Raw genomic sequence first — 26,262 nt, forward strand, 5'->3', positions numbered from 1 at the left:
GTTTTATTTTTTAAAAATAAAACTTTAAACCCAAAAACCCGATAAGTAATATGACCTATAAATCATAAAAGGAGGAATTATGTTGATAAAACGATTTAAGATGAAGCTAGGAACTAAAATTCTTTGCCTCGTTTTCGTGGTGATTCTTTTGTTTTCGGCATCAGTTGGCACTGTGATGCTTAAAGAAATTACAGAAAGCATGAAACAAATGGCAACTGAAAAAGCGAAAGGTGATCTCGCTTTAAGCAGCACATATATTGATGATGTCATGTCAGGCGACTGGCAGGTGAAAAACAATAAGCTCTATAAAGGGCAAACACAAATCAATGGAAATGAAGATATTGTTGATCTGCTTGGTGAAAAAACAGGTGATACCATTACCATTTTCCAAGGCGATACTCGTGTTGCAACCAATGTCATGAAGAATGGCGAAAGAGCTGTCGGCACCCAGGCTTCTTCTGAAGTTATTGCCGCTGTTTTAAAGAAAGGAAAGCGTTTTTACGGACAAGCAGATGTAGCAGGTTCTTCTTATCAGACTGCATACATGCCGTTAAAAGATCAAAATGGGAACATCATCGGCATGCTGTATACCGGAGCTAATCAAAGTATTTTAGCATCACTTACACAATCACTTTTCACTCAATTCGCTATCGTTCTTGTTATCGTCATTATAGTATCAGTCATCCTTGTTTTGGTTTTCACCAGAAAAATCAACAAGCGGCTGAACGCTTTAAAAAGCGCCTTTGAAAGTGCCGGAAACGGAGATATGACAATAGAGGTGTCAGACAAAACCGGTGACGAGCTTTCAGAACTAAGCGTCTATTATAATAAGATGAGAATGAAGCTGAACGATACCATACAAACCGTACAACAATCAGCCCTTCAGCTTGCGTCAGCCTCTCAGCAGCTCTCAGCCGGAGCAGAGGAAACAAATCAAGCTTCAGAAAAAATCACAGAAGCTGTACAGCAGATTGCAAATGGAGCCCAAGATCAGATCACCCGAATTGAAAACAGTGAAAGCTCATTAAAACAAGCTTCAGCAGACATCCGGGATATTTCTGCAAATACTGCCGCTATCGCTGACAAAGGGCAGCTCGCGCAATCAAAAGCAGACATTGGACAAAAGGAAATTGCAAATGTACAGGCGCAAATGGATGCGATTCACCAGTCAATTCAGAAAAGCGGAGAAATCATACACCAGTTAGACGGCCGCTCTAAACAAATTGAGCAAATTTTATCGGTCATCACCCAAATTGCCGATCAGACAAACCTGCTTGCGCTGAATGCAGCGATTGAAGCTGCCAGAGCCGGTGAACAAGGAAAAGGCTTTGCTGTTGTTGCTGATGAAGTACGGAAATTAGCAGAAGAGTCTCAACAATCTGCAGGGCAGATTTCAAAACTGATCATAGAAATACAAAAGGATATGAACCGGTCTGCAAGATCTGTTGAGCATGTGAAAACAGAAGCTGCAGAAGGAGTCACCATGATCCAGCGCACCAGAGATGCATTTAAGGAAATTGCAGCTGCAACAGGTGAAATCAGCGCCGAGATTAGTGATTTATCAGCATCTGTAACAAACATTTCAGCCAGTGCACATCAAATAAATGATTCCTTTGCAGCCAATACGGCCGACATTAAAGAATCTACTAAAAATACCCGGCAAGCGGCTGCATTAACAGAGGAGCAATTTGCTGCAATGGAGGAGATTACCGCAGCTTCTGAAACACTTTCTCAATTAGCTGAGGAGCTTACCGGTATCATAAGCCAATTTAAAATGATTAATCAAGCCGAAAACGGCTGATGACTTACTATCATTATTGTAAATTGGCAATCGTATTTTGCTGAAAACAAATATTTCGATCTGCTAAAATTACGATTTCTGCAATAAACTGAGCGTAAAACATAAAATTTAAACCTTTACACCAAATGCTTTCTGGATTACTCTTGTGTCAGTTTTAAAAGCGGGAGGTGAACATCACGACGGACATCATAAAAACAATACTTCTCGTCATCGTCATCATAGCAGCTGCAGCTGTCGGCCTGATAAAAGGAGACTTTTTCTCAGCTGATCAAAAAACGTCTCAAACGAAAGAATATGATGAAACAATCGCCTTCCCTTCTGACCGTTATCCCGAAACGGCCAAGCATATTAAGGATGCGATAAATGAGGGGCACTCAGAGGTGTGCACTATCGACAGAGACGGAGCTGAGGAACGCCGCGAGCAATCATTAAAGGACGTACCTTCCAAAAAGGGGTATGACAGAGATGAATGGCCAATGGCCATGTGCAAAGAAGGCGGTGAGGGAGCTTCTGTAGAATACATTTCTCCCGCTGACAACCGCGGAGCAGGCTCTTGGGTCGGGCATCAGCTTACCGATTACCCAGATGGCACAAAGGTTTTATTCACAATTCAGTAAACAGTACATAGAGGAGGAACAGCACATTGATCAAATCATGGAAGCCGCAAGAACTTTCGATTTCATATCATCAATTTACTGTATTTCAAAAGGATTCTACACCTCCTGTAATGGATTGGACTGACGAAGCGATTGAAAAAGGATATGCTGCGGCAGACGGAGCCATTTCCTTTGAGGCACAGCGAAATACAAAGGCCTTTATTCTTTTGCGCCTGAACAGTTCAGAAACAGTAAACTCCTACGAAAAAAAAGTGACTGTTCCTTTTCATGTCACAGAAAACGGAATTCATATTGAAAGCATCATGTCTAAAAGACTGTCCTTTGATCTGCCTAAAGGAGACTATCAATTGACATGCTGGACTGTGCCGGCTGAAATGTCAGATTTGCACGCCGACACTTATATTATTGATGCTGTTTCTGTGTAATGAAAAACCCCTGAGAGAATAACTCTCAGGGACTCTTTATAAACTTTCTCCGTTTGTCTTGATGACATCTTGATACCAATAAAAGCTTTTTTTCTTCAAGCGTTTTAAATCGGATGTGCTTTCTTCATCACGATTGACATATACAAATCCGTATCTTTTTTGGTAGCCGTTCAGCCAGCTTAACAGATCAGTAAACGACCAGCTGCAATAGCCGATTAAATCGACACCGTCACTGATGGCTTGTCTGCATTGCTCAAGATGCGAACGCAAATAATCAATTCGATAATCATCCTGTACAGTGCCGTCTTCAACTTTATCAAATTCACCCAAACCGTTCTCTGTTATAAACACTGGAAGCTGATAGCGGCTTGTAATTCGGCGAAGACCGATACGCAGCCCAATTGGGTCAATTGTCCAATCCCAGTTGCTCGTTGTCAGATGCGGATTTTTTTTCGTTTTGAACACTCCGGGTATCCCCGTCTCCTGATTGGTTCCTTTTTGGCCTGTCGTATTCATTTTCCCTTCTGACACACCATCAAGCGGATTTCGTTCATAGGTGATCGTCTGATAATAATTGACACCTACAAAATCAGGCTTCCCTTTGGCGAGCAGGTCCATATCTCCTGCTTCAATTGTCGGCGCCCATCCCTGTTTTTCCAAGTAGCGGAATGGAATTTGCGGGTAGGTTCCCCAGCAATACATGTCAAGCCACCAATTGTTCGTAAATTCTTCGGCGTTTTCAAATGCCAGTATATCCTCTGGATGGCTTGATAAAGGGTAAGCCGGAGAATAAGCAAAGCTAGGACCTATTTTGCCTTCAGGCACATATTCTCTAAATGATTCGATGGCTTTTGCATTAGCCAGAAACGCAATATGGTTTGCTTCGTAAAATCGTTTTCTGTCTTTCACTCCAGGCGGATGCATGGCTGTAATAAATCCGTGATTAAAATTGTAGTTCTGTTCGTTTAACGTAACCCAATATTTCACCCTGTCTCCAAAACGTTTATAAAGAGTAATACAGTAGTGATTAAAATCCTCTATGATGTTTCTGGATTCAAACCCGCCGTATTCGTCCATAAGCGCTTGAGGCAAATCCCAGTGATATAAAGTCAGAACCGGCTCGATGTGATGAGAAAGCAATTCATCAATCAGTCTATCGTAAAACGCTAGACCTGCTTCATTGATCTCTCCTTTTCCTTTTGGAAAAATCCGTGGCCAGCTGACGGAAAATCGATACGCTTTTAACCCCATCTCAGCCATCAGAGCGACATCTTCTTTAAATCGGTGATAATGGTCAACCGCAATGTCGCCATTGGTTCCTTTAAACGTTTTGCCCGGTATTTTCGTAAACACATCCCAAACAGAAGGGCCTTTGCCATCTTCATTCCAAGCGCCTTCAATCTGGTACGCTGCAGAAGCAGAGCCCCACAAAAAATGTTTCGGAAAAGATTCTGGATGCTGGTGGATCATAGTGTTTATCACTCCTGAATTATTTGATAAACCTATCATAGGCTATGAAACGCGTTTCAGATCAACTCGATGTTAGTCGCGGAACAGCTCAGCTAATATTTTTTCTCTTTGTCCAAGAAAATATCGTGTTAATTGAACATGCTCTGTATTCTCATATTCAATATGATGTATTCTTCCACCATCAAAGCTTAAAATATTAGCATTGGGATAGCCCAGTAGGATTGGGGAGTGAGTCGCAATGATCATCTGTACATTTCCGCCCTTCACCAAATCATGTATAACTCTCAAAAAAGCTAATTGTCTAGCTGGAGAAAGTGCTGCTTCTGGCTCATCTAAAAGGTAAATCGCTTTCTCTTTAAAACGATGACGGAATAGAGACATAAAGGACTCTCCATGTGATTGATTGTGTAGCGGCCTCCCTCCATAGGAACGGTATGGCTGAGGAGCATCTAGTTCCATCTCATCCAGATGAAGAGAAAGATGATAAAACGATTCAGCCCTTAAGAAGAAGCCATTTGTTACCTTTGGAAGCCAAGATAAACGTATATAATCTCCTAAATGGGAATCTGACTCCCGTAATTCATAGACATTATTTCGGCTTCCGCCCGCTGTATTGAATTCACACTTATCTGCTATCGCTTCAAGCAAAGTAGATTTTCCAGATCCATTTTCCCCCACAAAAAAAGTCACTTGGCTAGTAAATAAGATGTCATTTAATTGACTTATAGCCGGGATAGTAAAAGGAAATCTGTCAAAGTCCAAAATCTTATCTCGAAGAAGAGTAACCTTTTTTAAAAACATAGCATCTCCTTTCTATACTCAGTTAAATAATATATTGAGAAAGATCTTCTGCATCCATAAAAACATAGCCCATCCTAGTATTCCAACACATAATGCAAACCAAAACGGCACATGAATTTTCAGCAAAAAAGCCAAAATAGCTAGTAAACAAACTGTAGCTGGGATTCCTGTAAGCACACCAGATGCAAATTGACTTAATTGAGCTGTTTTTTCACCTTGTATTTGCATCCAAAAAAGGCTTAATAAACTGACCAAGGGCAAAGCAGCAATGATGCCGCCATAGGTCGGATGTCTTTTTGATATTTCAGTAACAAAACCGATAATCAACGCAGAGATGATTACTTTACTTAAAACTGCCATTGTTTAGCTTCCCTACTTAAAAGTTCAAATGCCTGTTCAAGTAATTTCTTTTCTGATGTGCTCATTCGTTCAATTATTTCTTTTAATTTCTCTTTATCTAGCTGTGTATGCTGTTCAAGAACAGATCTTCCTTCTTGTGTTAAGAAAACTAAAACTTTTCGTTCATCCTGTTGACTTCGCCGTTTAGCTATAAATCCCTTTTGAATCAAACGTTTAGTATGCTCTGACGCTGTATTGTGAGAGACAGACAAGTATTCAGCCAAAGCTCCTATTGTCGCCTCACCTTGCTTTTCAATATGCTGCATAATCCGTATTGCCTGGTGAGAAATATTATCTTTATGTTGATAATGTAATAAATAATAAATATCTGTCCACTGCTGATTAAGTTTAGAGATTAAATCCATTTCCATCATTATACACCCCATTTACATCTTATTATAAGATATAATCAACTAAAGCGATATATTTTTTTGGAAAATTCATTCAGTAACTTTTAACAATAAAAAAGCACCCAATTCCCATTGGATGCTTACCATTTTAATGTCTTTTTTCAAATTTATGCGGATGAGGATGGTGCTTTGGAACAAAGCCGTTTTGTTTCATCATTTCAAAGTGTTTGTCCAAGTGATTTTTGATGTGTTCTCCTCTTTCTTTAGGCAGGACACCATATTGTACATACTTTGAGATCACGTCTTTGCGCTTTTTAAGAATCTCTGCTTCCAGTTGTTCAATCTCTTTCTTTTGCTGATCTGTCAGTGTAACATTTGCGGGAGGCTGCTGCTGTTTTTCAACGGCCTCAGCTGTACCGGTCAGAGAAATGACAGCCGCTGCAATGAACATTGTGATGATGTTGATGGTTATTCGTTTCATCCAGTTTATTCCTCCAATCTATTTTTCATATGTTTTGCTGCCTTGTATTTTTTATGCATAAAACTAAAAAGAGCGAACCATTATTCGCTCTTTCTAATCTCTTCGTCAGCATTAAGTTCTTCTTCACCTGGCGTCGCATAAGTGACATACGTTCCCGCGATTAAATCATGCAGGGTCCGTTTGTCTTCTCGTACGGCAATCAGAATCAGGCTGGCGATCAAGCCGAGTCCGAAGGTTATAACGTAAACCAGGCCGGCTACCATAACCCGTAAAAACATTGTTAACAAGCTGACTTGTGATCCGTCTTTTTTTACGATTCTGATTCCGCAGATTCTTTTTCCGATAAGGTAGCCGCGCCAAAACACCGGCAGCAAAATAGAGTACAGCAGAACAACCAAACTGATGAACATGCTGTCATTCGGGTCTTTTCCTGTAATCAGCCAATAGATCAGCAAAAGAGGCACGGAGACTATAATGTAGTCTAACAATGCAGCTCCAAGTCTGATCCAAAATCCGGCTGGTTTGTAAATGTTCATTTGACTCCCCCATTATGGTTTAAATGTTTCCATTTTCTTTCTCATCGAATATATCATATGCCTTAGGGGCATCAGCAAGACTTAAATTTATTCTGAAGATCGATTTCATGCTTCTTGACCATTTCTTACGGTATTGGCATAGAGGAATAACTGATCTTCTGCATCCATCACGTCCACATGTGTTTCCTTGGTACGTCTGGCATTCATCCTTGGACAACTCCTTTTTTCATCACCTCTTCCCTTCATAGACGCTTTTAAACACCCACCTATGCTTTTTGTATACACAATTCGAACTTTTTGAAAACGTCATCAACATATTGCAACCCCTTATGTTCAATGCTATCTTTTTAGTTGATTAACAGATTGGGGGAACTATAGGTGAAATCATTCATGCATTCCAAAGCCGTTATATTCAGTTTCACAATGGCTTTCTTTCTTATATTGGCAGCCTGTTCCGGCAAAAATGAAGCCGATTCCAAGGATACAGGCTGGGAGCAAATCAAGGACAAAGGGAAAATCGTAGTCGCTACATCAGGTACGCTTTATCCCACTTCTTATCATGATACCGACTCTGGCTCCGATAAGCTGACGGGCTACGAGGTTGAAGTCGTTCGTGAAGCGGCAAAACGCCTGGGACTGAAGGTTGAGTTCAAGGAGATGGGCATTGACGGGATGCTGACAGCGGTGAACAGCGGACAGGTTGACGCAGCCGCGAATGACATCGATGTGACGAAGGACCGCGAGAAGAAGTTCGCATTTTCTACTCCATATAAATATTCATACGGTACGGCAATTGTCCGAAAAGACGATTTATCAGGGATTAAAACGCTTAAGGATTTAAAAGGGAAGAAAGCGGCTGGCGCGGCTACAACCGTCTACATGGAGGTCGCGAGAAAATACGGCGCCAAAGAAGTGATTTATGATAATGCGACGAATGAGCAATATTTAAAAGATGTTGCCAACGGACGCACTGACGTCATTTTAAACGACTATTACCTGCAGACACTTGCGCTCGCGGCATTCCCGGATCTCAACATTACAATTCATCCTGACATCAAGTACATGCCGAACAAACAGGCCCTTGTCATGAAAAAAAGCAATGCGGCACTTCAGAAAAAGATGAACGAAACATTGAAAGAGATGAGCAAGGATGGCTCTTTGACTAAACTGTCGAAACAATTCTTCAATAAAGCAGATGTATCAAAAAAAATTGATGCCGACGTTCAGGACGTTGATTTGTAATCGGACGCCATGATCAATAGCATTCAATGGGAATATATTTTCAACACGAAGCTGGCTATTGAATCGTTCCCTTATGTCATAAAAGGCATTGGGTATACACTGCTCATCTCTTTTGTAAGCATGTTTGCGGGAACAGTGATCGGCCTGTTCATATCACTCGCCAGAATGTCAAAGCTTGCTTTGTTAAGATGGCCGGCGAAGCTCTATATCTCATTTATGCGGGGCGTTCCGATTTTGGTGATTTTGTTTATCCTTTATTTCGGGTTTCCTTATATCGGCATTGAATTTTCCGCTGTCACGGCTGCTTTAATCGGCTTTAGCCTAAACAGCGCCGCCTACATTGCGGAAATTAACCGTTCAGCCATTTCATCCGTCGAAAAAGGACAGTGGGAAGCCGCATCCTCGCTGGGTCTTTCCTATTGGCAGACGATGAGGGGCATCATTTTGCCGCAATCGATACGTATTGCGCTGCCTCCGCTTGCCAATGTATTGCTCGACTTAATCAAGGCGTCCTCTCTCGCTGCGATGATTACAGTGCCGGAATTGCTCCAGCATGCGAAAATCATCGGGGGCAGAGAGTTTGATTATATGACCATGTATATTCTGACCGCTCTCATTTATTGGGCCATCTGCTCCATTGCCGCGGTCTTTCAGAATATCCTTGAGAAAAAATACGCTCATTATGTTTAAACAAACGTTTCATTAAAAAAAGCCGTTCCCCATGGGACGGCTTTTTTTCTATTGATTCAGCTTCCATTTAAACGGGTCCTCAAACAGCGACCAGTCGGAATCAAATTCATATTCAGTCAGCAGGCATTGATCAAGCTCTTTCGTAATCGCTTCTTCATCCAGGTCAGTTCCGATAAAAACTAGCTGCGTTAGGCGGTCACCGAACTCCGGGTCCCACTCCTCCAGGATTTCCGGCTCCTGCTGCTTGACTTGCTCCTGCTCAAGCTTCGGCAGCGCCGCCACCCAATAAGATACAGGCTCAATCGTAACCGACGGACCTGCTTGCGACATCAGCAAAGCAAGGTTGTTATGAGATGCGCACCAGACGATTCCTTTGGCACGTACCACGTTCTTTGGCATTTGATCCAACCAACGGTAAAATCGTGTAGAATGAAACGGCAAACGTCTCTTATATACAAATGAAGAGATACCGTATTCTTCTGTTTCCGGGGTGTGTTCCGCATGGCCTGCCGTCAGCTCTTGAATCCAGCCGGCCGATCCGCTCGCTTCCTCGAAGTTAAATAACCCTGTATGCAAAATCTCCTGCGGTTTTACATTTCCTTTGACGGAACGAATGAACCTGGCTCTTGGCTGCAGTTTACGAAGAACGTTTTCAAGCTGTTCGAGCTCTTGCTCGCTGACCAAATCACATTTATTTAAGATCAGTACATCGCAAAACTCAATTTGATCGATCAAGAGGTCGGCGATTTCTCTTCCATCCTCTTCCCCCAATGCTTCTTTGCGGTCCAGAAGGCTTTCACCTGACTGATAATCATGCCAAAAACGGTTGGCATCAACCACTGTCACCATCGTATCCAGCTGACAAAATTTTGTAAGATCGATTCCCATCTCTTCATCGATATAAGAGAAAGTCTGGGCCACCGGGATCGGTTCGCTGATTCCTGTTGATTCGATGACGATATAATCAAACCGTCCGTCTTTTGCCAGCTTCTCAACTTCAATTAATAAGTCTTCGCGAAGCGTGCAGCAAATGCAGCCGTTTGACATTTCCACAAGCTTTTCATCTGTTCTGGAAAGACCCCCTTCCTGCTTGACCAAGCCCGCGTCAATGTTCACCTCGCTCATATCGTTTACGATAACCGCTATTTTCAAGCCTTCGCGATTTTGCAGAATGCTGTTCAGCAATGTTGTTTTTCCCGCACCTAGATAACCGCTCAGTACGGTAACCGGAATTTTTTTCATAATAGTGCCTCCATTAAAATAGAATGATTACGATTTAAATTGAATACTTCGCCGTATGTACAATGGTGTAGAGCAGCTATTCGCGCTTATTTCTCGCTGCCGCCCGATTTCTAAATCAGTAAAGGCTCCAACCGCGTTTAATCCTTTTCCCCATCGCAAATCCTTGCCGACATTCGGAAAACCGCAGCTTGCATAAAGCAATTGATCTACTTGAAATGCTGAACCGATGGAGAGCGCAAATATCTCATCAGAATGCGGCTTGTGTATCGTCTCCAGTTTTCAAGAGACGCTTCATGGGGATCAATGACAGCAAGATCCTTAGCCTTTCCGCTTTTCACAGATACAGACAATGATAAGCCATTTATCTCAAAACGTAATTGTTACGATTTAAATTGTATGGTCTTTTTTCCTTTTTGTCAACGGTTTTCAATTCAGCTGATCACCACTTTTGTATGTTCAGGGATATTTTCATATATCCATTTCGCATCTGGAATGGTCAGCCTGATACAACCGTGAGATGCTTTTGTTCCTAGTTTTTCTGCTTCCGTTTTGATGACTTTTTGATCCTTTGTCATTGGCACACTATGAAATAGAAATTCACCGTGATTTTTCCATGATACCCAGTATTCTGCGCCTTCCCGGTATCCTTCGGAAAAAAACCATTCTCCCCGTTCAGGCTCTACATAAAAGGTGCCCTTTGGAGTAGCATCATCTTTTGTTTGATCAAGACCAGAAGAGATCATCATTGTATAGATGGTGTTGCTTCCTTCCTTGATGTAAGCCTTCTGCTCCTTCACATTCACATCAATCCAGACATGCTTCTGTTTAATATCCGGATATTCTCCGCCCGAAGGCTTCGTCCAATCAATGCTTGTTTTTGCTGTTTTTCGAACGTCCGTTATGTTTTCGACCGTTTTCTTTAAATTGATACTTGCGTGTTCTTCTGCATGATCGGAGCAGGCTGACAGCAGGCTGACTGGCATAAGAACTGCAACAATGAATAATGAGAGTTTCATATTTTATCCACTTCCTTCGAAAAACACAGCTTCGCATAGGCATCGTGGGGATGGATCGATTCTTCATTGCGGCATTCAATCTCAAAGGCTGACACCCATTCAAGCTCAAACAAATCTGCAGCAATCAGCCGAGCGAGATCCTCAACAAACCTCGGATTTTCATAGGCCGTTTCTGTCACGGCTTTTTCATCAGGCCGCTTCAATACCGGATGCAGTCTCGCAGAAGCATTTGATTCTGCGGCGTGAAGCAAATCAGCTTTAACATCACTTGGCAGCGATGCGGCCGGATGAATATCCGCCCAAACGCTGACCGTTCCCCTCTGATTATGGGCACTATATTCGCTGATTTCCTTGGAGCAAGGGCACAGAGTCGTTACTTTTGCTGAGATGCCGGCACGCTGTTTAAACGGCTGATCTTTGCGATAGGTGACAGACATGAATATATCAGCATGCATCAAACCCGCTTTCTCAAGCTTCGGGCTTTTCCGTTCGAAAAACCACGGAAACCTCACTTCAACTGAGGCAGATGATGTGTCCATGTTTTCTGCAAGCTCTTTCGTAAATTGCTGAAGAGAGGAAAATGAGAGAACCCAGCCGTTTTGATGATAGACTTGCAACAGCTCTGTTAACCGGCTCATATTAATCCCCTTCTGATTTCTCGGCAAATCACAAGTCATTGTAAAGTTCGCAGCCGTTGTTTGCTCGGCAGGCATCATGGCAGAAGTGATTGTCACTGGATGGGACACATTAGCGACACCTACATGCTGAATGTCAAAAAAATAATCCTTCCTGATATTTTGCAGGTCCGTCATTTTCTCTTTTTCCACTGGTTTCTCGCCTTTGATCGGACTGACCGATCCAAAGTATTGAAGACGCTCCGTTTTTTTCGGGAGCAGCGTATGTTGATTCATTCAGAAAACTCCTCTCGCTAACAAATCGTAATAATTACTATTTATTTTGATCGGTTCACTGTTGAAAATCAAGAGAAAATAAAAAAGACACGCACAAACGCGTGTCCGTCAAAATCCTAAACATCCGCCGGACTGCTTTCCGCGCTCCAGCTTTTCCGCCAGTAATAGCCTGCGGCAAGCACAAGTGCAAACGCCAGCAGCGCGATACAGGAAAACGTGATAAAACCGATAGCATATGTGCCTGTCATCTGTTTGAGAGATCCTAAGATGTTCGGCAGGAAAAACCCTCCGATTCCTCCGGCCGCACCGACGATTCCCGTCACCATGCCAATTTCTTTGCGAAAACGCTGCGGCACGAGCTGGAATACTGCGCCGTTACCCATTCCGAGCCCCATCATTCCGACAAACAATAGAACAATAACCATTGAGAGAGATGGCAGGCTGCTGACTCCGGCCATACACAGTGCCACGATGACAAACAGTACAGAAAGAACTTTCGTGCCGCCGACACGATCCGAAATCAAGCCCCCGACAGGCCGGAAAAAGCTCCCCGCCGCTACACATAATGTAACGAAGTCGCCCGCGTGAATTTTTGACAGCTGGTATTGATCAACAAAGAAAATAGATAAAAAGCTTGAGAGCCCGACAAATCCGCCAAATGTGACGCTGTACAGCAGGCAGAAAAACCATGTTTCCTTTTGCCCGAACACATGCAGATAGCTTTTGAGCGGCTGCGGAGCCGGCTGTGCAGGAGAATCCTTTGCCATGGATACAAAAAGAATAAAGACGATCAATAATGGAATTAGCGCAATTCCCATGACAATGTGCCAGCCGAACTGCTCTGCCAGACGAGGGCCAAACAGGGTTGCAAACAACGTGCCGCTGTTCCCCGCTCCGGCAATCCCCATCGCAAGTCCCTGCAAATGAGGCGGATACCAGCGGCTGGCCATAGGCAGCGCTACAGCAAAGCTTGCCCCCGCCACGCCAAGCAGAATCCCGATGGCATACAGCTCAGTCAGGGAACGGCCGCCGAATGTCCCCCAAAGCAGCGGAATCATCGTCACCAGCATCCCGATCACTGCCGTTTTTTTCGGTCCGATTCTGTCCGTTAAAATACCAAGAATGATACGAAACACTGATCCAGATAAAATCGGCACAGCTACGACAAGCCCTTTCTCAAAAGGAGACAGGCCAAAATCCTGAGAAATATAAACACCCAGCGCCCCTAGCATAACCCATATCATAAAACTGACATCAAAGTATAAAAAGGAACAGAGCAAAGTGAGTGGATGACCGCTAGTTTTCAGTTCCGACAGCTTCATAAGATTCCCCTTTCTAGACCCTCATTATTTTACATTTTCTGAATCAAGGATATAGGACCATTATTTTCTGGAAAAGACATGTGTAAGTTTTTGTGACACGTTTAATGCGTTAACAGTGCATTGTGACATAATTTTTAATAGGAGAAAACTTACGAGCTTCGCCAAAGGAGGTCTGATACATGAAGAAACAAAGATTGGTGTTAGCGGGAAACGGCATGGCCGGAATCCGCTGTATTGAAGAAGTATTAAAGCTGAATCATCACATGTTTGAGATTGTCATTTTCGGAACCGAGCCGCATCCCAATTACAATCGCATTCTCTTATCCTCTGTATTGCAGGGTGAAGCGTCACTCGATGATATTACACTGAACAGCAAGGATTGGTACGACAAGCACGGGATCACGCTTTACACAGGCGAAACGGTTATTCAGATTGATACAGATCAGCAGCAGGTCATAACGGATCGCAAGCGCATCCTGTCTTATGACAAATTCATTGTGGCAACAGGCTCCTCCCCTCATATTCTCCCTATCCCCGGGGCAGACAAAAAAGGTGTCTATGGATTTCGGACAATAGAAGACTGCCAAGCGCTGATGAAGATGGCTCAGCACTTTCAAAAGGCTGCGGTAATCGGAGCCGGCTTATTAGGACTGGAAGCTGCAGTCGGTTTACAGCATCTCGGTATGGATGTCAGCGTCATTCACCACTCCGCCGGCATCATGCAAAAACAGCTCGATCAAACAGCGGCGCGGCTGCTGCAAACAGAGCTGGAACAAAAAGGCCTAACCTTTCTTCTGGAGAAAGACACCGTCTCCATTTCCGGCGCCACCAAGGCAGACCGAATCCATTTTAAAGATGGCTCTTCATTAAAAGCAGACTTGATTGTGATGGCGGCCGGCGTCAGACCGAATATTGAATTAGCTGTATCCGCTGGAATCAAAGTGAACCGCGGGATCATCGTGAATGACTTCATGCAGACAAGCGAACCGAATATCTACGCCGTTGGTGAATGCGCCGAACATAACGGGACGGTGTACGGATTGGTGGCACCGCTTTATGAGCAGGGAAAAGCTCTCGCCAGTCATATTTGCGGCGTTCCATGTGAGGAATATCAAGGCTCAGCACCATCTGCGGCTTTAAAAATAGCTGGAATCGATGTGTGGTCAGCAGGAAAGATCCAAGAGGATGAACGCACGACGAGCATCAAAATCTACGACGAACAAGCAGGCGTTTATAAAAAAGCGCTTTTTGTAGATGACAAACTGGCCGGTGTTATTTTATTCGGAGACACTCGTGACAAGCAGCGGCTTCTCGACAGCCTGCTTAAACAACGAGACATCTCCATTGTCAAAAAGCAGATCATCGAACCGGAGACAAGCGGCCCTTTATTAGAATCCATGCCTTCCAGTGAAACGATTTGCCAATGCAACACAGTGACGAAAGGCGCGATTGAAGACGCGGTGCACACGAATAGCTTAACAACTGTTGAGGAAGTCAAGCACTGCACCAAAGCCACTGGGTCCTGCGGAGGATGCAAACCGCTCGTTGAAGACCTTTTGAGATACATGACCAACAGCGAATATACGAAGCCCGCCGGCACACCTTCGTTTTGCAGCTGTACTGATTTTACAGAAGACGACATCATCGCTGAGCTTCAGCGCAGGCCATTCACTAATCCGGCAGAAGTGATGGACCAGCTTGACTGGAGAACAAAAAAAGGATGCAGTACTTGTGTTCCTGCGATTCAATACTATCTGGAAATGCTGTACCCCGGGTTTGTCCAGCCTGAGCCAGCCACTGAAGAGACATGCATCCTGATTCCGCAAATGTACGGCGGGCGGACAAACGCGGAGCAGCTAAGAACCATCGCCAACATCATTGAGGCATACAGCATTCCCGACGTATCCATCACTCACGGCCAAAGGCTGAAGCTTTCCGGGATCAAGCCTGCGGATCTCCCGAACATAAAAAAAGACCTGAAGATGCCCGTTTACACTAATGAACACCGACACGCGCTGCAAAGCATCAAAGCATGTACATGCGGGCAAAATCGATCAATTCAGCAGCTGGCAGCCCAAATCGAAAGACAACTTGAGATGCTTCCCTTACCCGCTCCCATTTCTATCAGCTTATCATGTGAAACAGACTGCACCGATGCCGCCCTGCAAGATGTCGGCGCAATTCGGACACAAGCTGGCTGGGACATTCACATCGGCGGCGTCCGGGGAACTCATGCCCGTTCAGGAGCTTTGTTTTGCGTGACTGAGAACGAAGACAGCACTGCCGGCATGATCAAAGGACTGATCCAGTATTATCGGGAAACGGCTCATTACTTAGAAGGTGTTCATCAGTGGATAGACCGTCTCGGGATCGTTCATATCAGAGAAGTGCTATTCGAAGAAGACCTAAGGGCCCAGCTGCTGGAAAGCCTCCAAACAGATCTGTCACTGATTCAAAACCCGACTGTAGAGACGGGTGCATATAAGAAAGGATGAGGCATTTTGACTGAACGACTGCTTAGATATTTCCGTGATAAACAGCAAGACGTCCAATCAGAAAAAACATATGACACTCAATGCCCGTTTTGCAGCATGCAGTGCAAAATGCAGCTCGTGGAACAAACCATCGTCACGCGCAAAAAGTACACTGCGATCGGGATTGATAATCCTACAACACAGGGTCGGCTATGCATGAAGGGCATGAACGCCCACCAGCATGCCCTGAACTCCTCCCGCATCACCCGGCCGCTGCTGAAGAAAAACGGCGAGTTTATGCCTGTTTCCTGGGAAGAAGCACTGAATTACATTAAAGACCAAGTGACAATGATCCAAGTAGAACACGGCCATGACGCTATGGCGGTATACGGAAGCGCCTCGATTACAAATGAAGAGGCGTATTTGTTAGGGAAATTCGCACGGGTGGGCTTACAGACAAAATACATCGACTACAACGGGAGGCTTTGTATGTCCGCCGCAGCAACCGCAGCCAACCAAATATTCGGCGCGGACAGAGGCTTAACGAATCCCTTATCAGACATTCCCCACACCCGTGTGATCATTCTGGCCGGCACCAATATCGCGGAGTGCCAGCCTACGATTATGCCATATTTTGAAAAAGCGAAAGAAAACGGAGCTTACATCATTGCCATTGATCCGCGTGAAACAGCGACAACAAAAATCGCCGATCTTCATTTGAAAATCAAACCCGGCACAGACGCCGCTCTTGCCAACGGTCTCGTCAAAATCATCATCGACGAACAGCTTATAAACGAGGATTTCATTCAATCACGAACAAATGGATTCGAAGAGCTGAAGCAGTATACTGACTCGTTGGACCTGAATGACATCGCCGAACAGACGAGTGTCCCCCTGGTGGATATAAGAAAAGCGGCTGTAAAGTTTGCCAAGGAAACGTCCGGCATGCTGTTTACAGCCCGCGGGATTGAACAGCAAACCGATGGAACAGCGGCTGTGAAAGGCTTCTTAAACATGGTGCTGATCACAGGAAAAATCGGCAAGCCTTACTCAGGTTACGGGGCGATCACCGGACAAGGCAACGGGCAAGGTGCAAGAGAGCATGGCCAAAAAGCCGATCAGCTTCCGGGCTATCGATCTATTGAAAACGAACAACACCGGGCACATGTTGCGAAAGTGTGGGGAATCCATCAGGATGATCTGCCGCGAAAAGGTGTCTCAGCCTATGAAATGATGGAAAAAATCAACGACGGCGACATCAAAGGATTGTTCCTCATGTGCTCCAATCCTGCTGTCTCCAGCCCAAATGCGAATCTCGTGGAAAAGGCTTTAAGGAAACTGACATTCTTTGTTGCAATCGATTTGTTTATTTCTGAGACTGCGAAATACGCAGATGTGATTTTACCTGCCTCCTCTTACTTAGAAGATGAAGGCACCATGACAAATGTAGAAGGACGCGTGACATTAAGAGAAGCAAGCCGGCCATGCCCCGGCGAAGCAAAGCATGATTGGCAGATCATTTGTGATCTCGCATCCGCTCTCGGCAAGGGCCGCTACTTTTCTTATACGTCAGCGGAGGATATTTTTAATGAATTGAGAGAAGCGAGCCGAGGCGGGATTGCCGATTATTCAGGCATCTCATACGGCAGGCTCAGACGTGAAGGCGGCATTCATTGGCCGTGTCCGGAATCTGATCATCCCGGAACTGGGCGCTTGTTTACAGAATCATTTGCTCATCCGGATCAAAAAGCGGCATTAAGTGTGATTCCAAACGAACCACCTGTTCCAAAAGAGAAGCCGACAGCCGATTATCCGCTTTATTTAACGACAGGCAGAGTCATGTCTCACTACTTAACAGGCGTCCAAACAAGAAAAAGCGCCGCCCTTGCCGCGAGACATTTTGAATCGTTTATGGAAATCCATCCGCAAACAGCAGCGACCTACAATATCGAGGACCGTGTACTGGTAAAAATAGAATCGCCGCGGGGAAGCATCACCGTCCGCAGCAAATTATCAGAACAAATCAGAAAAGATACTGTTTTTGTTCCCATCCATTGGGCAGACGCTCAAAATGTGAATGATTTAATCGGGGAAGCCTTAGATCCAGCCTGTAAAATGCCCGGTTTTAAGGTATGCGCCGTCCGAATCAGACCTATTTAAATTTTTCATAAAATTTTCAGAACTTTTCGTATATTTTGTTACATTTTATAACATGTATCTTAAATATTCCTTTTTGCTGTGCTACGCTGGAAAAAACATTGATAAGGAGCGGATCATCTGATGGGAAAAAAACAGCTAGTTCTTGTTGGTAATGGAATGGCCGGGGTAAGGGCCATTGAAGAGATACTGAGTGTTGCTAAAGACGAGTTTCAGATCACAATTTTCGGTGCCGAACCGCATCCCAATTACAACCGAATCCTTTTGTCAAAAGTGCTTCAAGGCGATACAGATATTAAAGATATTACGTTAAACGATTGGGACTGGTACGAAGAAAACAACATTCAATTGTATACAAATGAAACAGTCATCAAAGTGGACACGGAAAACAAAACAGTCATCACAGATGCAGACAGAATCCAGCCTTACGATGAATTGATCCTGGCGACAGGCTCGGTCCCTTTTATCCTTCCGATTCCGGGCGCAGACAAAAAAGGCGTCACAGCTTTCCGGGACATAAAAGATACAGACACAATGCTCGCCGCGTCAAAACAATATAAAAAAGCTGCCGTCATCGGCGGAGGACTTCTTGGTTTGGAAGCAGCTCGCGGACTGCTGAATCTTGGCATGGACGTGTCCGTCATCCACCTTGCCCCATTCCTGATGGAGCGCCAGCTTGATGCAACGGCAGGACGCCTGCTGCAAAACGAGTTAGAAAAACAAGGTATGACCTTTTTACTTGAAAAGCAAACAGAAGAAATTGTCGGTGATGACCGTGTCGAAGGCCTTCGCTTCAAAGATGGCACAAGCATTGAAGCTGATTTAGTCGTCATGGCTGTCGGCATCCGTCCGAATACAACACTCGGCGCCGAGAGCGGCATTCCGGTTAACCGCGGCATCATCGTCAACGATTATATGCAGACTGAAATCCCGCACATTTACGCGGTCGGCGAATGTGCCGAGCACCGAGGAATCGCCTACGGGCTTGTGGCACCGCTCTATGAACAGGCTAAAGTGCTGGCGAAGCATATTTGCGGCATCGAAACAAAACCGTATGAGGGCTCCGTTCTCTCCACACAGTTAAAGGTATCAGGCGTCGAGGTTTTCTCTGCCGGTGACTTTAACGAATCAGAAGAGAAAAAAGCGATTAAAGTCTTCGATGAGCAGGACGGCATCTATAAAAAAATCGTCCTGAGAGGCAATCAAATAGTCGGTGCTGTTTTATTCGGCGACAGCAGCGAAGGCAACCGCCTGTTTTCTATGATTCAAAAAGAAGCCGATATCTCTGAAACCTCAAAAATATCAATCTTACAGCCTCTCGACCAACAAGCAGGCACAAGCATAACCGCAGCGATGAGCGACGATGAAATCATCTGCGGCTGTAACGGCGTGTCAAAAGGTGCGATTATTCAAGCCATACAGGAAAAGGGCTGCTCGTCAACGGACGAGATCAAAGCATGCACCGGCGCATCCCGCTCATGCGGAGGCTGTAAGCCACTCGTAGAAGAAATCCTCCAGCATACGCTCGGATCAGACTTTGATGCGTCAGCGCAAAAAGAATCCATTTGCGGCTGCACCACATTGTCGAGAGATGAAGTCGTAGAAGAAATCAAAGCCAAAGGGCTGTCACATACAAGAGAAGTCATGAATGTGCTCGGCTGGAAAACGCCAGAAGGCTGTTCCAAATGCCGGCCCGCTCTGAACTACTACTTAGGCATGATCAATCCAACCAAATACGAGGATGACCGGACATCCCGCTTTGTTAATGAACGAATGCACGCCAATATTCAAAAAGACGGAACATACTCAGTCGTTCCTCGGATGTACGGCGGCGTGACCAACTCCACAGATTTGCGCAAGATCGCCGATGTCGTTGACAAATATGAGATCCCGCTCGTGAAAATGACAGGCGGCCAGCGAATTGATCTTATCGGCGTGAAAAAAGAAGACCTTCCGAAGGTATGGGAAGATCTTGATATGCCGTCGGGCTACGCGTACGGAAAAACACTCCGCACAGTGAAAACTTGTGTAGGCGAGCAATTCTGCCGCTTCGGCACACAAGACTCCATGGCACTGGGCATTGCGCTTGAGAAAAAATTCGAAGGGCTGAACACGCCGCACAAAGTCAAAATGGCCGTGTCTGCCTGCCCGCGAAACTGTGCGGAATCCGGCATTAAGGACCTTGGCGTTGTCGGCATCGACGGAGGCTGGGAGCTTTATGTCGGTGGAAACGGCGGAACCCACTTGCGTGCCGGCGATTTGCTGATGAAGGTGAAAACAAATGAAGAAGTCTTAGAATACGCAGGCGCTTACCTGCAATATTACAGGGAAACCGCAAACTATCTGGAGCGTACGTCCGCATGGCTTGAGCGCGTCGGTTTATCCCATGTCCAATCCGTGTTAAACGATCCGGAAAAGCGGCAGGAGCTGAACGACCGAATGAATGAAACACTCTCTGTCCACAAGGATCCGTGGAAAGACTTTTTAGAGGATAAACAAACCTCGAAAGAATTATTTGAAAATGTCGTGACCACATCATAATGACAAAAACAATCATTGAGGAGGAATGGGCATGGTAAACAAAGACGTAACAAAAGTATGTATCGGAAAAATTGAAGAATTGCCTGAACAATTAGGCAAAACAGTGTATATTGAAGATAAGGAGCTCGCGGTTTTCAAGCTTTCAGACGGAAGCATCCGCGCCATCGAAAACCGCTGTCCGCATAAAGGCGGCGTCCTGGCAGAAGGCATCGTCAGCGGTCAATATGTTTTCTGCCCGATGCACGACTGGAAAATTTCCTTAGAAGACGGAATCGTCCAAGAACCTGACCACGGATGCGTCAAAACATATGAAACGCTGATCGAAGGAGAACATGTTTATCTCGTATATTGATCAAAAGACCGGATCACTTTTCTAGTGGTCCTTCATTTTTTACAGTGACGGAAGGATGACATGATCATGAAGAACGGAATCGTATATTTCGTGGGAGCCGGACCCGGCGACCCAGGCCTGCTCACCATCAAAGGAAAACAGGCGCTCGAGGAAGCAGATGTGATTTTATATGACCGGCTCGCCAACCCGAAGCTGCTCGAATTTGCATCACCGGACTGCCAGTTTATTTATTGCGGAAAACTGCCAAACCGCCATTTTATGAAACAAAAAGAAATTAACGCCCTGCTGGTTGAAAAAGCATTAAATGGGTTAACCGTCGTTCGCTTGAAGGGCGGAGATCCGAGCGTATTCGGCAGAGTCGGCGAGGAAGCAGATGCTCTTCATGAGCACGGCATTCGCTATGAAATGGTGCCGGGAATCACCTCTGGAATTGCAGCGCCGCTATATGCGGGCATCCCCGTCACGCATCGGGATTTCGCATCGTCTTTTGCCATGATTACAGCGCATGATAAATCATTAAAAGGCACGCCGAACCTTGACTGGGAAGGGCTTGCACGAAGCGTACAAACCCTTGTTTTTTACATGGGTGTCAAGAACTTGTCTTATATTTGCCAGCAGCTTATTTCATACGGGAAATCACCTTCTGTCCCTGTCATTGTCATCCAATGGGGAACGTGGGGCCGCCAGCGGAGTGTGAAAGGAACGCTTGAGAACATCCAGCAAAAAGTGCAGGAACACCAGATTACAAACCCTGCGATTATCGTCATCGGAGACATCGTCAACTTTCAAACACACAGCTGGTTTGAAAGCAAACCGCTCATCGGACGGCATTTGATGGTTGTGACTCATGGCGAAGATGAAGACCCGCTTGCAGACAAGCTGCGCGATTCCGGCGCCGATGTCATCGAGTGGCCGAAATGGCGGACCGAAAACATGCCTGTCAATGAAGACATTCTTCGAAAGATTGGCACCTTTGAAGACGTTTTTTTCACATCGCGCCGGGCAGTTTGTGAATTTTTCAGAGCACTGGCTTCTCAGAAAATCGACATCCGCCAGCTGACAGCCAAACTGAGTACAGCATCTGAACAAGCAAAGACGGAGCTTGAAAAACGGGGGTTTCTTGTCACCGCCATTCAGCCTGATTCAGAGAAATGTCTTGTTGTCGGGAGCCGCCATGCAGTGGAATTCATGCAAAAGCATGAATCCTGTTCGTTTTATATCACTCATGAAAACGTCATAGATGACCGGTTCACCCACATGATTCAGCGTACCATCAGTGAATCCCCTCTGCACATGGTCATTTGCCCGAACAAGCTGTCCGTTCAGCAATTGATCAATGGTGGCGAACAAATTGGCATTTCGCCGGAATTGTCAGCAAGCAGGCCTCCTATCGTCTGTATAGGCGATGACTCAGCTGCCGGGGCTTATGGATTCACAGCCGTACAAGAACAGGATGAATTGCTAGCTTTCATTCAGAATCAACAGACGCAAAAAAAGCTCCTTCACAGCTGATGGCTGGCAGCCCTTTCCCCCAAGGGCTGTTTTATTTATGTACCAATTTTTTGTGATGGGTTGAATACATCGCCATATTCTCGGCCTTAGGATCCAAATAAGCCTTAGCGCTGTTGACTGCTGTCGGGCCTTCGGTAAAACCGCCGGCAATTAATCTCAGCTTGCTTTCATAAAAAGCCGCGTCGCCCGCCACAAACACGCCCGGAAGATTCGTTCGCATATGTCTGTCAGCTTTCACCCTGCCTTCTTCAATCTCCAGTCCCCACTCCTTCATCGGCCCGAGATCAATTTTGAACCCATGATTAATGATCAGCTCATCAATTTCTATGTCTTCCCTCTGGCCAGTCTCCGTATGGCAAATCGTCACTTTTTGGATGCGCTCCTCATTGCCGCTCAGCTGCTCCAGACGATAAGACGTAAGCACCCGCACCGATGATTGCTTCATTTTCGTCACGCTGCTTTCCATTCCGCCGAATTCCTCACGCCGATGAACGACAGTCACAGACGCCGCAATCGGTTCAAGCTCATTAGCCCAATCGACCGCAGTATCTCCGCCGCCTGATATCACCACGCGCTTATCTTTAAACGCATCGAGCTTCTCCACTCCGTAATGAAGATTTTTGCCCGCATATCGGGCCGCATCCTCGCTGTCAAACTCATTGACCTCAAGTGTACCCATGCCGCAAGCCAAAATCACAGTTCTTGTATAGTGCTTTTCGCCTTCAGAACCCGTCAGAACAATGGTGCCGTCATCCAGGCGTTCAAACCCGGTCACACGCTGATTCAATACGATATCAGGATCAAACGTTGCCGCCTGCTCCTTCAGCTGCTCGATCAGCTGCTTTCCCGCAATCCCCGGTATGCCGCCGATATCGCGAATGATTTTCTCAGGAAAGAATAAAGACACCTTCCCTCCGAGCTTCGGCAAAAATTCGATTACCTTTGTTTTCAGCTCCCGCATCCCGCAGTAAAAAGCAGTAAACAGCCCAATCGGCCCCCCGCCTATAATCGTAACGTCATATACCTCTTGATTCTCAGCCATCCGTCCTGCCTCCCGTTCACATCTATATCAAAGTTTTAATTGAGAATGAATATCAATACAAAGTATATCATATTTCACGAGCCTGTGTTTATTCATTTCTTCACCTTGTGATCAATTGCTGAAAACCCTATAATAGGCAAAAAACAAATGGGAGTAACAGATGAAAAGACGAGTCGAAACGATCACCTTCGAAGGACATACACTAGAATATTCAGTGGCTGGAAAGGGTGCCCCCATCCTTGTCATGCATGGCGGGCATTCAAATTGTTACGAGGAATTCGGATACACAGCGTTGATTGAGCAAGGGTATTCCATCATTACGCCTTCAAGGCCCGGCTATGGACGAACGTCAAAAGAAATTGGAAAAAGTCTTGCCAACGCCTGCCGTTTCTATGTGAAATTATTAGATCATTTACAAATCGACAGTGTCCATGTGATCGCCATCTCAGCAGGAGGGCCGAGCGGCATATGCTTTGCCTCACATTATCCGGAAAGAGTAAATACATTGACCCTGCAATCCGCGGTCACCAAAGAGTGGCTCACCCCAAAAGACACTGAATATAAATTGGGGAGAATTCTCTTCCGCCCGCCGGTGGAAAAGTGGATATGGAAGCTGATTTCTTCCTTGAATAACGCTTTCCCGCGTTTGATGTTTCGAGCTATGAGCCCCCAATTCAGCACGCTTCCGTTTCAGCGAATCAAGTCCTTGATGAATGAAAAAGACATAGAAGCATTTCGGAAAATGAACAGCCGGCAGCGCTCGGGTGAAGGATTTCTGATTGACTTGTCACAAACCGCCGCTGTCTCTTTAAAAGACCTGCAAGCCATCATATGTCCCGTGCTGATTATGCAAAGTGTTTATGATGGATTGGTTGACTTGTCACATGCACATCATGCAAAAGAGCACATTCGTGGCGCTGTTCTCTGTTTGCTTCACTCATGGGGACACCTGATTTGGCTCGGAAAAGAAGCTGCAGAAACAGACAGTATCCTACTCGGTTTTTTGGAATCCTAACCAAAGTGAAACGATCCTTTCCCCTCCTCCGTCAAACAAGCAGTGCCTTTTTTTCTGGTATCATAAGAAAGGCAGCTTAACATGAGCGGAGGTTTTATTGTGACAGCACAATCATCTTTTCTTCAGCTGAATTCTATTTTTATCAGCATTTTAATAGAAGCCATTCCGTTTATTCTGATTGGCGTCATACTTTCCGGAATCATTCAAATGTTTGTTTCTGAAGAAATGATTGCAAGAATCATGCCGAAAAACCGTTTTCTCGCCGTTTTATTCGGTGCGCTGGCCGGCGTTTTATTTCCCGCCTGCGAATGCGGCATCATCCCGATTACGAGGCGGCTTCTGTTAAAGGGAGTTCCTCTGCATGCGGGCGTTGCTTTCATGCTGACCGCGCCTATCATTAATCCTATCGTTTTATTTTCTACTTATATTGCGTTCGGGAATAGATGGAGCGTGGTCTTTTACAGAGGCGGACTGGCTCTCGCCGTTTCGCTGATCATCGGGGTCATTTTATCCTATCAATTTAAAGATAACCAGCTTTTAAAGCCTGATGAACCCGGGCACCACCATCATCATCACGGCACCTTGCTCCAAAAACTGGGCGGGACCTTGCGGCATGCCATTGATGAATTTTTCTCCGTGGGGAAATATTTAATCCTCGGCGCCTTTATCGCAGCCGCTATGCAGACGTATGTCAAAACATCCACTCTGCTTGCGATCGGGCAGAATGATGTATCCTCTTCCCTCGTGATGATGGGTCTGGCGTTTGTCCTGTCGCTTTGTTCAGAAGTTGATGCGTTCATCGCGTCTTCCTTCAGCAGCACATTTTCATTAGGATCGTTAATCGCCTTTCTCGTCTTTGGCGCAATGGTGGATATTAAGAATCTATTGATGATGCTTGCGGCCTTCAAAAAACGATTTGTTTTCCTGCTGATTACATACATTGTCGTGATTGTTTTAGCGGGATCACTACTGGTAAAAGGGTGATTGGATGTTTCGTCTATTGGTGCTGATGGGATTTACGTTTTTCTTTTATCATCTGCATGCCTCAGGAAATCTAACAAAATATATCAATATGAAATATGCCTATCTTTCCTTTATTGCGATTTTCCTGCTGGCCATTCTGACCGCCGTCCAAGCATATCTATTTATCAAGTCGCCTGAAAAAAGCGGGCATCACCATGACCATGATTGCGGGTGCGGCCATGATCACGAGCATGACCATGAACAAAACAAGCCATTTTATCAGCGTTATTTGATTTATGTTGTTTTTCTTTTTCCTTTGGTGTCAGGCATCTTCTTCCCGATTGCAACGCTTGACTCATCCATAGTCAAAACAAAAGGGTTCTCGTTTAAGGCGATGGAGAGCGGAGATCACTACTCCCAAACTCAGTATTTGCGGCCTGATGCCAGCCTTTATTACGCGCAAGACAGCTATGACAAACAAATGAAACAGCTGTTTAATAAGTATTCCAGCAAAAAAGAGATTTCTCTGACCGATGACGATTTCCTAAAAGGAATGGAAACCATCTATAACTATCCGGGTGAATTTCTCGGACGGACGATAGAATTTCATGGATTTGCTTACAAAGGAAACGCAATTAACAAAAATCAGTTGTTCGTATTAAGGTTTGGCATCATTCACTGTATCGCTGATTCCGGCGTGTACGGGATGCTTGTGGAATTTCCGAAGGACATGGACATCAAGGATGATGAATGGATTCACATTAAGGGCACTCTGGCCTCAGAATATTACCAGCCATTCAAGTCAACTCTCCCTGTCGTCAAAGTAACTGACTGGAATACCATTAAAAAACCTGATGATCCGTATGTTTACAGAGGATTTTAAGTGAAGACGAAACCAGTACA

General features: G+C 45.2%; 26 protein-coding genes. 13 read left to right on the top strand and 13 right to left on the bottom strand.

Going from position 1 to position 26,262, the window contains the following annotated elements; genetic code table 11:
- Positions 1-79: 79 nt before the first annotated feature.
- The 3 genes from tlpC to nin all read left to right on the top strand — a co-directional run bounded on the left by tlpC (position 80) and on the right by nin (position 2,843).
- Positions 80-1,801, top strand: coding sequence for a methyl-accepting chemotaxis protein TlpC (gene tlpC / locus FB592_RS11275; RefSeq protein ID WP_021481821.1), 1,722 nt, complete (start codon positions 80-82; stop codon positions 1,799-1,801).
- Between the two features lie 167 nt (positions 1,802-1,968).
- On the top strand, positions 1,969-2,418 hold the full coding sequence (gene nucA / locus FB592_RS11280; protein ID WP_014475770.1) for a DNA-entry nuclease: 450 nt from the start codon (positions 1,969-1,971) through the stop codon (positions 2,416-2,418).
- A 26-nt stretch (positions 2,419-2,444) separates the two neighbouring features.
- Positions 2,445-2,843, top strand: coding sequence for a DNA-entry nuclease inhibitor (gene nin / locus FB592_RS11285; protein ID WP_021481824.1), 399 nt, complete (start codon positions 2,445-2,447; stop codon positions 2,841-2,843).
- Positions 2,844-2,879: 36 nt separating this feature from the next.
- Here nin and bglC read toward each other — a convergent pair whose 3' ends face one another.
- The 7 genes from bglC to FB592_RS11320 form a co-directional block, all read right to left on the bottom strand.
- Entirely contained in the window at positions 2,880-4,313 is a 1,434-nt protein-coding gene (bglC, locus tag FB592_RS11290; protein WP_072175231.1) for a 6-phospho-beta-glucosidase, read from the bottom strand.
- A gap of 72 nt (positions 4,314-4,385) precedes the next feature.
- On the bottom strand, positions 4,386-5,114 hold the full coding sequence (locus FB592_RS11295; RefSeq protein WP_021481826.1) for an AAA family ATPase: 729 nt from the start codon (positions 5,112-5,114) through the stop codon (positions 4,386-4,388).
- 18 nt (positions 5,115-5,132) lie between these two features.
- Positions 5,133-5,474, bottom strand: coding sequence for a DUF3147 family protein (locus tag FB592_RS11300; RefSeq protein WP_032724911.1), 342 nt, complete (start codon positions 5,472-5,474; stop codon positions 5,133-5,135).
- A complete protein-coding gene (locus FB592_RS11305; RefSeq protein ID WP_170939093.1) occupies positions 5,462-5,884 on the bottom strand; it encodes a MarR family winged helix-turn-helix transcriptional regulator in 423 nt (140 codons plus the stop codon). Before FB592_RS11305 ends, FB592_RS11300 begins: the two co-directional genes overlap by 13 nt.
- Before the next feature lie 127 nt (positions 5,885-6,011).
- A complete protein-coding gene (locus FB592_RS11310; RefSeq protein WP_032724908.1) occupies positions 6,012-6,344 on the bottom strand; it encodes a YckD family protein in 333 nt (110 codons plus the stop codon).
- An 80-nt stretch (positions 6,345-6,424) separates the two neighbouring features.
- Positions 6,425-6,880, bottom strand: a complete 456-nt coding sequence (locus FB592_RS11315) for an RDD family protein (RefSeq protein WP_049140212.1) — start codon at positions 6,878-6,880, stop codon at positions 6,425-6,427.
- Between the two features lie 19 nt (positions 6,881-6,899).
- Positions 6,900-7,097 carry a hypothetical protein gene (locus FB592_RS11320; RefSeq protein ID WP_122060560.1) on the bottom strand — a complete coding sequence of 66 codons (198 nt, stop codon included), beginning with the start codon at positions 7,095-7,097 and terminating at the stop codon, positions 6,900-6,902.
- A 161-nt stretch (positions 7,098-7,258) separates the two neighbouring features.
- On the opposite strand from FB592_RS11320, the gene FB592_RS11325 reads away from it, so the two are divergent.
- Positions 7,259-8,122 carry a transporter substrate-binding domain-containing protein gene (locus FB592_RS11325; protein ID WP_072173917.1) on the top strand — a complete coding sequence of 288 codons (864 nt, stop codon included), beginning with the start codon at positions 7,259-7,261 and terminating at the stop codon, positions 8,120-8,122.
- Positions 8,123-8,131: 9 nt separating this feature from the next.
- A complete protein-coding gene (locus tag FB592_RS11330; protein WP_003234624.1) occupies positions 8,132-8,812 on the top strand; it encodes an amino acid ABC transporter permease in 681 nt (226 codons plus the stop codon).
- A gap of 48 nt (positions 8,813-8,860) precedes the next feature.
- On the opposite strand, the gene zinU is transcribed toward FB592_RS11330, so the two are convergent.
- The 5 genes from zinU to FB592_RS11350 all read right to left on the bottom strand — a co-directional run bounded on the left by zinU (position 8,861) and on the right by FB592_RS11350 (position 13,303).
- Entirely contained in the window at positions 8,861-10,054 is a 1,194-nt protein-coding gene (zinU, locus tag FB592_RS11335) for a zinc metallochaperone ZinU (protein ID WP_032724904.1), read from the bottom strand.
- Positions 10,055-10,081: 27 nt separating this feature from the next.
- Complete coding sequence (locus FB592_RS21105) at positions 10,082-10,255, bottom strand: hypothetical protein (protein WP_249849597.1); 174 nt, start codon at positions 10,253-10,255, stop codon at positions 10,082-10,084.
- 230 nt (positions 10,256-10,485) lie between these two features.
- A complete protein-coding gene (locus FB592_RS11340) occupies positions 10,486-11,070 on the bottom strand; it encodes a L,D-transpeptidase (RefSeq protein ID WP_049140217.1) in 585 nt (194 codons plus the stop codon).
- Complete coding sequence (folE2, locus tag FB592_RS11345; RefSeq protein WP_032724902.1) at positions 11,067-11,981, bottom strand: GTP cyclohydrolase FolE2; 915 nt, start codon at positions 11,979-11,981, stop codon at positions 11,067-11,069. The genes FB592_RS11340 and folE2 overlap by 4 nt, the downstream gene beginning before the upstream one ends.
- 116 nt (positions 11,982-12,097) lie before the next feature.
- The gene (locus FB592_RS11350) at positions 12,098-13,303 is read right to left on the bottom strand and encodes an MFS transporter (protein ID WP_015252853.1); all 1,206 of its coding nucleotides are present in this window, start codon (positions 13,301-13,303) and stop codon (positions 12,098-12,100) included.
- A 179-nt stretch (positions 13,304-13,482) separates the two neighbouring features.
- Between FB592_RS11350 and nasB the strand changes: the two genes are divergently transcribed.
- The 5 genes from nasB to cobA all read left to right on the top strand — a co-directional run bounded on the left by nasB (position 13,483) and on the right by cobA (position 22,339).
- On the top strand, positions 13,483-15,798 hold the full coding sequence (nasB, locus tag FB592_RS11355) for an assimilatory nitrate reductase electron transfer subunit NasB (RefSeq protein WP_049140220.1): 2,316 nt from the start codon (positions 13,483-13,485) through the stop codon (positions 15,796-15,798).
- A 6-nt stretch (positions 15,799-15,804) separates the two neighbouring features.
- Positions 15,805-17,937 carry an assimilatory nitrate reductase catalytic subunit NasC gene (gene nasC / locus FB592_RS11360; RefSeq protein ID WP_141949520.1) on the top strand — a complete coding sequence of 711 codons (2,133 nt, stop codon included), beginning with the start codon at positions 15,805-15,807 and terminating at the stop codon, positions 17,935-17,937.
- Positions 17,938-18,057: 120 nt separating this feature from the next.
- Positions 18,058-20,475, top strand: a complete 2,418-nt coding sequence (nasD, locus tag FB592_RS11365; RefSeq protein WP_049140227.1) for an NADPH-nitrite reductase — start codon at positions 18,058-18,060, stop codon at positions 20,473-20,475.
- A gap of 31 nt (positions 20,476-20,506) precedes the next feature.
- The gene (gene nirD / locus FB592_RS11370) at positions 20,507-20,827 is read left to right on the top strand and encodes a nitrite reductase small subunit NirD (protein WP_003246252.1); all 321 of its coding nucleotides are present in this window, start codon (positions 20,507-20,509) and stop codon (positions 20,825-20,827) included.
- A gap of 60 nt (positions 20,828-20,887) precedes the next feature.
- Entirely contained in the window at positions 20,888-22,339 is a 1,452-nt protein-coding gene (cobA, locus tag FB592_RS11375; RefSeq protein WP_101501848.1) for a uroporphyrinogen-III C-methyltransferase, read from the top strand.
- A 31-nt stretch (positions 22,340-22,370) separates the two neighbouring features.
- Here cobA and ffoR read toward each other — a convergent pair whose 3' ends face one another.
- Entirely contained in the window at positions 22,371-23,381 is a 1,011-nt protein-coding gene (gene ffoR / locus FB592_RS11380; protein ID WP_141949521.1) for a ferredoxin--NADP(+) reductase, read from the bottom strand.
- Positions 23,382-23,541: 160 nt separating this feature from the next.
- On the opposite strand from ffoR, the gene FB592_RS11385 reads away from it, so the two are divergent.
- The 3 genes from FB592_RS11385 (at position 23,542) to FB592_RS11395 (ending at position 26,242) form a co-directional block, all read left to right on the top strand.
- A complete protein-coding gene (locus FB592_RS11385) occupies positions 23,542-24,396 on the top strand; it encodes an alpha/beta fold hydrolase (RefSeq protein ID WP_015715216.1) in 855 nt (284 codons plus the stop codon).
- A gap of 99 nt (positions 24,397-24,495) precedes the next feature.
- Positions 24,496-25,380 carry a permease gene (locus tag FB592_RS11390; RefSeq protein WP_072175269.1) on the top strand — a complete coding sequence of 295 codons (885 nt, stop codon included), beginning with the start codon at positions 24,496-24,498 and terminating at the stop codon, positions 25,378-25,380.
- A gap of 4 nt (positions 25,381-25,384) precedes the next feature.
- Complete coding sequence (locus FB592_RS11395; RefSeq protein ID WP_003234649.1) at positions 25,385-26,242, top strand: TIGR03943 family putative permease subunit; 858 nt, start codon at positions 25,385-25,387, stop codon at positions 26,240-26,242.
- Positions 26,243-26,262: the final 20 nt, after the last annotated feature.

The sequence above is a fragment of the Bacillus sp. SJZ110 genome (assembly GCF_006715455.1).
In the GTDB taxonomy this organism is placed as follows: Bacteria; Bacillota; Bacilli; order Bacillales; family Bacillaceae; genus Bacillus; species Bacillus subtilis.